An 8,231-nucleotide genomic window follows, 5' to 3' on the forward strand; every position below is an offset into this window, starting at 1 on the left:
GCGCCGCGATCCACCTCCCCCTCAACCGGCCTTCGGCCTGGGGGAGGACTGCGCTTTAGCTCCGCCACCTCAGGGTCGCGGCGTCGACGGGGTTCCTGAACGGCCGGCCTTCGCGGCGGCTCGCGGCCCATTCGCGCTTGAGCTGCTGGTACCACTTGGCCTGGCGGTCGGCGTCGTCGATCCACATCAGCGAGGGGTCATATTTCAGGCCCTGGTTCTGCAGGTTCACCATGTCGCCGTCCTGGCGCAGGAAGACGCGGGCGCCGGCGGCGATGAACGGCCTCAGGAACAAGAAGGCCGGGTGGTCGGACCAGACGATCTGGGTGATCCGGGTCTTGGTGGCGCTGACCGGCGTCAGGCAGGTCAGCGACAGCACCTGGCGCCTGCCCACCGTGACGTGCTCCCAGCGCAGTCCGGGCAGGCGGAAGGTGATCTCGGTCAGCGGCTCGCCGCCGAGGATCGCGTAGGCGCGGCTGTTCTTCGACGGCTCGTGGCGGACCATGGCAAAGCCCTGCTCGCGCGGCTCGAACCGCTTGGCCTTCTCGTGCTGGCTGCCCCGCGACCGCCACCACCACTGCTGGTGGACGTAAGGGCCGTGGGCCGGGTCCATCAGGCCAACCACCGCGTGGTCGATGTGCGCGGCGAATTCCATCCGGTCGACCAGCTTCGGCTTGCCGCCGACCACGCCGTTGAACACCGGGGGCGGCTCGGTGGGCTCCGCGCGCGGATCGGCGCCGACCCAGACGAACACCAGGCCCTGGCTCTCGGCGACCGGATAGCGGCGCACGCGGATGCGACCGACGTCCATCGCCTGATCGTCGACCAGCGAGGGAATGGCCGCGCACGCCCCGTCCGCCCTGAACCGCCAGCCGTGATAGGGGCACTCCACCGTCTCGGCGCCCGAGGTTTCGCGGTGAAAGGCGCCGGCCGAGAGCGGCGCCGCCCGGTGCGGGCAGATGTCCCGCAGAGCGAACAGCTGGCCGCTGCTGGAGCGCCCCAGCAGCACCGGCTCGCCCAGCAGCTCGTGGCGGGCCAGCTTGCCGGACTTCAGGTCGCCGGACAGCGCGGCGAAATACCAGATGTCGGTCAGGAAGCCCTGGCCGAATCTGGCCTCGGCCTTGCCCGCCGCCTTCGCAGTTGTCGTGGCCGCGCTATCGTCCATGATCCCGGTTCTAGGCCGCCCCGGCCGGCAACGCTACTTGGAGGATCGTCATGCACCGGCTCACTTCCCACGCTACCGCGACCATGATGGGCGCCGCCTTGCTGTTGGGGGGCGCCCCCTACGCGGCCCAGGCCGCCGCCACGACCGATGACGCGACGGTGATGTCTGACTTCTTCAAGGGTACGCTGGAAATCGACGTTCCGGCGGGCGGACCCTGGAGCGCCAAGAGCTATCTGTCGCCGGGCCATACCTTCCGATCCGTCGGCTCCGACGGCGAGAGTCGCGGCTCCTGGGAAGTCCGCGACGGCAAGATCTGCACGACAGCCGATCACGCACCAACGAGTCCCGACCGCATCCAGACCTACTGCAACACGGGTCCGGGCAAGCACATGGGCGACAAGTGGCGGGACAACGATCCGGTGACAGGCAACGCAGTTTTCTTCCACCTGGCGCCGGGGCGCGGCTAGGACGAAGTGCAACTGTCACCCGTAACCAGTCTCAAGGGAGCCGCAGGAACACCGCGGCGTAGGCCGACAGGCCGATGGACGGGCCGCGCAGCTCGGCGTCCCCGGCGCGGACCTCCAGCAGGATCGCGCCGTCGAGCGCGGCGGCCTCGACGAACCTCGGCTCGGGGCTGAGGTTGAACAGGCAGGCGATGGCCTCCTCGCCGTCGCGGCGCACGAAGGCCAGGACCGGGTCAGGAACGTCGAGGAATTGCAAGGTTCCGACGGTCAGCGCCGGCGAGGCCCTGCGCAAGGCGATCATCGATCGCGCGAAGGCCAGGGCGGAGTCCGGGTCCGCGTCCTGGGCCTCGACGGTCAGGCCGGCGTGCTCGACGGCCAGAGGCAGCCAGGGGACTCCCTCGGTGAAGCCGAGGTTGGCGCCCATCGTCCACGGCATCGGCGTGCGGCAGCCGTCGCGGCCGCCGGCATAGGGCCAGTAGAGGTCGCCCACCGGATCGCGCAGCTGGCCGCGGATCAGCGCCGCCTGCGGCAGGCCCAGTTCCTCGCCCTGGTAGATCAGCGTCGTGCCCTTCAGGCTGAGCAGCAGGGCGAACAGCAGCTTGGCGAGCTCGGGCGCGGGATCCTCGCCGCCGAAGCGGCTGACCGTGCGCGGCACGTCGTGGTTGGAGAAGCTGATCGTCGGCCAGTGCGCCGGATGGGCGGCGAGCGTCGCATAGTGGTCCTTGAACACCTGTGGCGTCAGCTTGCGCGCCAGCAACAGGACGAAGGTATAGGCCGAGTGCAGGCCCTGGGCCGGCGAGAGGTAGCCGCCGCAGCGGTCCTCCTCCTCGGAGAACTCGCCGAACACGAAGCGATCGCCGCCGTCCCGGCCGTCATGCGCCTCGACGCGCCGGCGGATCACATCGAGGGTCCGGGCGTTTTCCGGCAGGTTGGAATCGTGCAGGTGGCGCTGCAGGTTTCCGGCGTGGGACCAGTGGTAGCCGCGCCGCTCGGCCGGCGGGACGGCCGGGTTGTCGGTCAGGCCCGCATCATGAAGAAAGGTCCCGGCCACATCCAGGCGAAAGCCGTCGACGCCCTTGGCCAGCCACCGGTCGAGCACAGAAAGCGCCGCCTCGCGCGCGCCGTCGTTGCGCCAGTTGAGCTTCGGCTGCTGCCTGAGGAACTTGTGATGATAGTGCTGCCGGCGCGCCGGCTGATAAGCCCAGGCTGGGCCGCCGAACACCGAGAGCCAGTTGTTGGGCGCGGTCCCGTCCGGCTTTGGATCGGCCCAGACGTACCAGTCGGCCTTCGGGCCCTCGGCGCCTCCGGTCAGGCTTTCGATGAACCAGGGATGTTCGTCCGAGGTGTGGCTGAGCACCTCGTCGAGGACCAGCTTCAGGCCCCTGGCGTGGGCCGCGTCCAGCAGGCTCTGGAAATCGCCGTCCGTCCCATAGTCGGGCTGGACGCCCTCGTAGTCGGCGGTGTCATAGCCCCAGTCGCGATTGGGCGAAGGGTGGATCGGCGACAACCAGATCCCGTCGACGCCCAGGCTCTTGATATAGTCCAGCTTGGCCTCGACGCCGGCCAGGTCGCCCTGGCCGTCGCCGTCGCTATCGAAAAAGCTGCGGACATAGACGTGGTAGAGGATCGCGCCCCGCCACCAGGGACCGGTCATCGGATCAGCCTCCCTAGTTGCTCCCCAAAGAGGGGAACTGTCAGCGAAGCTGACCGAGGGGGTTCAAGCCCACAGGTCTATCCGCCGTGGATGAACCCCCCTCCGTCTCGTCGCGTATCCGCGCCGAGCCACCTCCCCCCTGCGGGGAGGATCTCAGACTTCGGAGGTGTTGTTGATGATCCGCGAGACGATGCCGTAGTCGATCGCTTCCTCGGCGCTCAGCCAGTAGTTGCGCTGGGTGTCCTTGACGATCCGCTCGACGGTCTGGCCGGTTTCCTTGGCGATCATCCGGTTGACCCGGTCGCGCATCTTGATGATCTGCTCGGCCTCGATCTGGATGTCGGAGGCCTGGCCGCGCATGCCGCCGGCCGGCTGGTGCAGCAGGAAGCGGGTGTTGGGCAGGCAGAGGCGGTTTTCTTTCTTCGCGCCTAAGAAGATGTGCGCGCCGGCGCTGGCCACCCAGCCGGTGCCGATCACCTTCACCTCGACCCCGCAGAAACGGATCATGTCGTGGATGGTGTCGCCGCTCTCCACATGGCCGCCGGGGGAGTTGATGATGATCCGGATCGGCTTGTCGTTTTCCGACGCGAAGGCGGTGATCTGAGCGGTGACCCGCTCGGCCAGGCGCATGTCGATCTCGCCGAAGATCAGCACGGTGCGCGACTTGAACAGCGCGTTCTGCACCGGCCCGGAGGTCATCGGCATATCGGGCTGGCGGCCCTTGTCCTCGTCGTCGCCGTCCTCGTCGAGCCAGCTTCGGTAAATCTCGCGCATGCAGTCCTCGTGAATCCGTGTACCCGGAACGTGCGTCGGCGCACCGCCAATCGCAAGGGGCAGGGGCCGGATTATCCGGTGTGCGGCGGCGTTACCATCTGGTGAGTCAAAGGCAGGCGCATGGCGCGTGAGGATTTCGAGCTTGGTCCCGCCACCCTGGATGAGGCCGCGGCGGTCTCGCGGCTGCTGCAGGAGGCCGCCCGCTGGATCACCACCTGGCGCGCGCAACTGTGGGATCCGGCGCTGCTTGGCGAGGATTTCGTCGCCCCGTTCATCGCGCGTGGGGAGATGCTGACCCTTAAGACCGGCGGCGAAATCGCCGGCGTGATGATTCTCGAGCTGGAAGACCCGCTGTTCTGGCCGGATCGGCCGCTGGGCGAGGCGGCCTATGTGCACAAGCTGGCCGTGCGTCGCGCCTATGCCGGCCAGGGGCTGGCCGCGGCGCTGCTCGACTACGGCGCCGACCTGACCCGCCTGCGGGGCCGCGACCGCCTGCGGCTCGACTGCCACCCCGACCTCGCCAACTACTACGCGGGGCTGGGGTTTCGCCCGGTCGATGAGCGCGTCGTCCGCCACCCCGAGGCCGGAGAGATCCGCGTGGCCCGGATGGAGCGACGCCTGGATCCGGCTTGATCTGACGCGACCTTGACGGCGTTGTGGACCGCACCGCAAATGGCCGAAAATCAAACAGCCGTTTTAGAGGAAATCCCATGAGCGACGTGATGGCCAAGACCGGCGCCCTGGCGGGCACGCTGTTTGACCTTACCGGCAAGGTGGCGGTGATCACCGGATCATCGCGCGGCATCGGCAAGGCCATCGCCGAGCAGATGGCGGCCCACGGCGCCAACGTGGTGATCTCGTCGCGCAAGGCCGGCCCTTGCGACGAGGTGGCGGCCGCCATCAACGCGCGCGGCGCCGGCCAGGCCATCGCGGTCCCGGCCAATATCTCGTCGAAGGACGACCTTCAGCGGCTGATGGACGAGACCCGAAAGGCGTTCGGCCAGATCGACATCCTGGTCTGCAACGCCGCCTCGAACCCCTACTATGGCAGCCAGCTGGAAATCTCCGACGACGCTTTCACCAAGATCCTGACCAACAACATCATCGCCAACAACTGGATGATCGGCATGGTCGCCCCGGAGATGAAGGCGCGCCGGGACGGGGCGATCATCGTCGTCTCCTCGATCGGCGGCCTGCGCGGCACCGAGGTGATCGGCGCCTATGCGATCTCCAAGGCCGCCGACATGCAGCTGGCCCGCAACCTCGCCAGGGAACTGGGCCCGCACAACATCCGCATCAACTGCATCGCGCCGGGCCTGGTGAAGACCGACTTCGCCAAGGCGCTGTGGGACACGCCGGAAGGCGAACAGCGGGCCAGCACCGGCACGCCGCTCCGCCGCCTGGGCGAGCCCGACGACCTGGCCGGCGCAGCGGTCTACCTGGCCAGCCGCGCCGGCGCCTGGACCACGGGCCAGACCATCGTGGTGGACGGCGGGAGCACCTGCTGAGGGACCTCCCCGCGTAGCGGCGGGAGGCAGCCCCTACTCCGCGATCATCTCGTTGGAGCCGCCGAAGGCTTCCGGGAAGTCCTTGAATTTCGGCAGGCCGTCCTTCATCGGCAGCACGGTCTCGGCATAGTTGATGTGCAGGCCGGGCTGGAAATCCAGGGTCGGGATCGTGGCGCTGAACACGTCGACCACGCCCAGCGGCGGGTGGTCGGTCATCAGGTGCCCGCCGCATTCGGTGCAGTACTTGCGATAGCTGACCTCGGTGGCGTGGAATGTCGCCACCTTGTCGGCGCCCTTGGTGACCTTGACGTTCTCCGGCTTCCACAGGCTGAAAGCGTTGACCGGGCCGCCCGACCAGGAGCGGCAGGACCGGCAGTGGCAATAGCCCATGCCCTCCGGCTCACCGCTGACCTCGACCTCGACCGCGCCACAGAAACAGCTTCCCACATGGGCCACGACAGCCTCCATTGGATTCAATCCAGCGGTCGTTGAACAGCATTATTGGGAGCCTGGGAAGGGCGCTCGCCGCGGATGAGAACCCTTCGCCGAGGGCCGGCCGGCCGCGGGGACTCGTGCCGCGGCCCTGGAGGCGCCAAGGAGAGGCGATGATCCCCTGGAAGCAGCTCGACCGCGCGACGATCCCTGACGGCGGCGAGCTGCGCCTGATGCAGCGGGGCGCGGAGCTGTCGATCATGTCGGGGTCGATCGAGCTGATGAACAGCCGGCTGAGCGGGTCGGAGGTGGCGCTGGCCAGCCTGGCCTGCGCGCGCATCCAGGGCCGACCAAAGCCACAGGTGCTGGTGGGCGGGCTGGGCATGGGCTTCACCCTGCGCGCCGCCCTGGCCGAGCTGCCGGGCGATGCGGGCGTGTTGGTGGCCGAGCTCGTGCCGGCGGTGGTCGCCTGGGCGCGGGGCCCGATGGCCCAGCTGTTCCAGGGCTGCCTGGACGATGCCCGGGTGACGGTCCGCCAGGCAGATGTCGCCGAGGTCATCGCCGGCGCGCGCGGGGCCTTCGACGCGATCCTCCTCGACGTGGACAATGGCCCCGGCGGCCTGAACCGCGACGCCAACGACCGGCTCTATTCGCTGGCCGGGCTCGCCGCGGCCAGGCGGGCGCTGCGGCCGGGCGGGGTGCTGGCGGTGTGGTCGGCGGGCCGCGACGACAGCTTCACCCGGCGACTGCGCAGCGCCGGCTACGCGGCCGAGGACGTCGCGGTGCGCGCCACCGGCGGCCGGCGCGGCGCGCGGCACATCATCTGGCTGGCGACGTCAGGCTGAGTTCGCGGGCCCTGGCCAGGGCGGCGACGCCGGCGTCCAGGGTCGCGTCGCGCTTGGAGAAACAGAGCCGCAGGATGCTGGTGACCGGATCTTCCTCATAGAGCGCCGAAACCGGGATGGCGGCGACGCCGGCGTCGCGGACCGCGCGCATGCAGAAGTCCCGGTCGGATTCGACGACGCCCGAGGCGGCGAGGTCGACGTTGAGGAAATAGGTCCCTTGCGAGACCAGGGCCGCGAAGCCCTCGCGCCTCAGGCCCTGGGTCAGGCGGTCACGGGAGCGTTCGAGATCGATGGGCATCTGGCGGAACCACGCCTCGCCGGTCTCCAGGCCCCAGGCGACGGCGGTCTGCAGATTGGGCGGTGTGGTGAAGGTGAGGAACTGGTGGGCGCGGGCCAGGCTGTGGGTCAGGGCGGGGGCAGCGCAGAGGAACCCCACCTTCCAGCCGGTCAGGCCGAACATCTTGCCGGCCGAACCGATCTTGACACACCGCTCGCGCATGCCGGGATAGGCGATCAGCGGGCGGTGCCGGGCGCCTGTGAACACTACCTGCTCCCAGACCTCGTCACAGATGGCGATGACGTCGTGGGCCACGCAGAGCTCTGCGAGCAGGGCCAGGTCCTGGTCCGGCAGGACGGTTCCGGTGGGGTTGTTCGGGTTGTTGAGCACCACGAAACGGGTGCGCGCGGTGAAGGCCGCCTCCAGCGTCGCCCGGTCGAGGCGCCAGTGCGGCGGTTGCAGGCTGACCAGCTTCGGCACGCCGCCGGCGCGGCGGATCAGCGGCAGGTAGGCGTCATAGACCGGCTGGAAGACGATCACCTCGTCGCCGGCCTCGATCAGGGCGAAGAAGGCCGCGGCCAGAGCCTCGGTGGCGCCGGAGGTGATGGTTACCTCGCTCATGGCGTCCAGGTCGAGCCCCTGGGTGCGGACGTAGTGGGCGGCGACGGCGTGGCGCAGTTCCGGCAGGCCGGCCATCGGCGGATACTGGTTGTAGCCGTTAAGGATCGCGTCGGCGGCGTGCGCGCGGATCGCCTGCGGCCCCGGATCGTCGGGAAAGCCCTGGCCCAGGTTGATGGCGCCCAGGGATCGCGCCAGCCCCGACATCTCCTCGAAGATCGTGGTCGGCAGGCTTGAGAAGATCGGGTTGGCCATTAGATGATCTATTGCGGTGAAGGTTCGCCTTCATGACCAGCGGGAGCGCGTCCGTCCATGGAGATCGTCGAGTTCAGCCCCTAACATGCCGAGGCGTTCCGGACGCTCAACGAGGCCTGGATCGCCAAATACTTCACCCTGGAGGCCAAGGACCGCCAGGTGTTGGAGGACCCGCAAGGGCGCATCCTCGCCAAGGGCGGACGAATCTTCATGGCGGTCGAGGCCGGCGTGCCGGTGGGCTG

The 8,231-nt window shown here is 68.9% G+C and carries 10 protein-coding genes; 4 read left to right on the plus strand and 6 right to left on the minus strand.

Translation table 11 applies throughout. The features are described 5' to 3' along the window. Positions 1-55: 55 nt before the first annotated feature. Positions 56-1,162, minus strand: a complete 1,107-nt coding sequence (locus RMN86_RS17165; protein ID WP_309607079.1) for an aromatic ring-hydroxylating dioxygenase subunit alpha — start codon at positions 1,160-1,162, stop codon at positions 56-58. Positions 1,163-1,212: 50 nt separating this feature from the next. On the opposite strand from RMN86_RS17165, the gene RMN86_RS17170 reads away from it, so the two are divergent. After that, a complete protein-coding gene (locus RMN86_RS17170) occupies positions 1,213-1,629 on the plus strand; it encodes a hypothetical protein (protein ID WP_309607080.1) in 417 nt (138 codons plus the stop codon). 31 nt (positions 1,630-1,660) lie between these two features. Here the strand turns inward: RMN86_RS17170 and RMN86_RS17175 are convergent, their stop codons facing one another. Further along, a complete protein-coding gene (locus tag RMN86_RS17175) occupies positions 1,661-3,280 on the minus strand; it encodes an alpha-amylase family glycosyl hydrolase (RefSeq protein ID WP_309607081.1) in 1,620 nt (539 codons plus the stop codon). Positions 3,281-3,433: 153 nt separating this feature from the next. Beyond that, positions 3,434-4,054, minus strand: a complete 621-nt coding sequence (locus tag RMN86_RS17180) for an ATP-dependent Clp protease proteolytic subunit (protein WP_309607082.1) — start codon at positions 4,052-4,054, stop codon at positions 3,434-3,436. Between the two features lie 120 nt (positions 4,055-4,174). On the opposite strand from RMN86_RS17180, the gene RMN86_RS17185 reads away from it, so the two are divergent. Together RMN86_RS17185 and RMN86_RS17190 are read left to right on the plus strand one after the other, a co-directional pair. Further along, entirely contained in the window at positions 4,175-4,687 is a 513-nt protein-coding gene (locus tag RMN86_RS17185; RefSeq protein ID WP_309607083.1) for a GNAT family N-acetyltransferase, read from the plus strand. Positions 4,688-4,776: 89 nt separating this feature from the next. Next, the gene (locus tag RMN86_RS17190; RefSeq protein ID WP_309607088.1) at positions 4,777-5,562 is read left to right on the plus strand and encodes an SDR family oxidoreductase; all 786 of its coding nucleotides are present in this window, start codon (positions 4,777-4,779) and stop codon (positions 5,560-5,562) included. Between the two features lie 33 nt (positions 5,563-5,595). Here the strand turns inward: RMN86_RS17190 and RMN86_RS17195 are convergent, their stop codons facing one another. Beyond that, entirely contained in the window at positions 5,596-6,030 is a 435-nt protein-coding gene (locus tag RMN86_RS17195; RefSeq protein ID WP_309607084.1) for a GFA family protein, read from the minus strand. A gap of 137 nt (positions 6,031-6,167) precedes the next feature. Here RMN86_RS17195 and RMN86_RS17200 point away from each other — a divergent pair, with 137 nt between their 5' ends. After that, positions 6,168-6,839: a spermidine synthase gene (locus tag RMN86_RS17200; RefSeq protein WP_309607085.1), complete on the plus strand. Its 672-nt coding sequence runs from the start codon at positions 6,168-6,170 to the stop codon at positions 6,837-6,839. On the opposite strand, the gene RMN86_RS17205 is transcribed toward RMN86_RS17200, so the two are convergent. Both RMN86_RS17205 and RMN86_RS17210 read right to left on the minus strand, forming a co-directional pair. Beyond that, positions 6,814-7,989 carry an aminotransferase gene (locus RMN86_RS17205; protein ID WP_309607086.1) on the minus strand — a complete coding sequence of 392 codons (1,176 nt, stop codon included), beginning with the start codon at positions 7,987-7,989 and terminating at the stop codon, positions 6,814-6,816. The genes RMN86_RS17200 and RMN86_RS17205 overlap by 26 nt on opposite strands. Before the next feature lie 30 nt (positions 7,990-8,019). Next, positions 8,020-8,231: hypothetical protein (locus tag RMN86_RS17210; RefSeq protein WP_309607087.1), on the minus strand; the 212-nt coding region annotated here is incomplete at its 5' end.

Origin of the sequence: Phenylobacterium sp., assembly GCF_031360265.1 — a bacterium.
Classification (GTDB): Bacteria; Pseudomonadota; Alphaproteobacteria; order Caulobacterales; family Caulobacteraceae; genus Phenylobacterium.

What these genes read in the sequence shown, in the direction of transcription:
- RMN86_RS17195 (WP_309607084.1), bottom strand. Translation starts at nt 6,030, where the DNA reads ATGGAGGCTGTCGTGGCCCATGTGGGAAGCTGTTTCTGTGGCGCGGTC.
- RMN86_RS17175 (WP_309607081.1), bottom strand. Translation starts at nt 3,280, where the DNA reads ATGACCGGTCCCTGGTGGCGGGGCGCGATCCTCTACCACGTCTATGTC.
- RMN86_RS17165 (WP_309607079.1), bottom strand. Translation starts at nt 1,162, where the DNA reads ATGGACGATAGCGCGGCCACGACAACTGCGAAGGCGGCGGGCAAGGCC.
- RMN86_RS17180 (WP_309607082.1), bottom strand. Translation starts at nt 4,054, where the DNA reads ATGCGCGAGATTTACCGAAGCTGGCTCGACGAGGACGGCGACGACGAG.
- RMN86_RS17200 (WP_309607085.1), top strand. Translation starts at nt 6,168, where the DNA reads ATGATCCCCTGGAAGCAGCTCGACCGCGCGACGATCCCTGACGGCGGC.
- RMN86_RS17185 (WP_309607083.1), top strand. Translation starts at nt 4,175, where the DNA reads ATGGCGCGTGAGGATTTCGAGCTTGGTCCCGCCACCCTGGATGAGGCC.
- RMN86_RS17190 (WP_309607088.1), top strand. Translation starts at nt 4,777, where the DNA reads ATGGCCAAGACCGGCGCCCTGGCGGGCACGCTGTTTGACCTTACCGGC.
- RMN86_RS17170 (WP_309607080.1), top strand. Translation starts at nt 1,213, where the DNA reads ATGCACCGGCTCACTTCCCACGCTACCGCGACCATGATGGGCGCCGCC.
- RMN86_RS17205 (WP_309607086.1), bottom strand. Translation starts at nt 7,989, where the DNA reads ATGGCCAACCCGATCTTCTCAAGCCTGCCGACCACGATCTTCGAGGAG.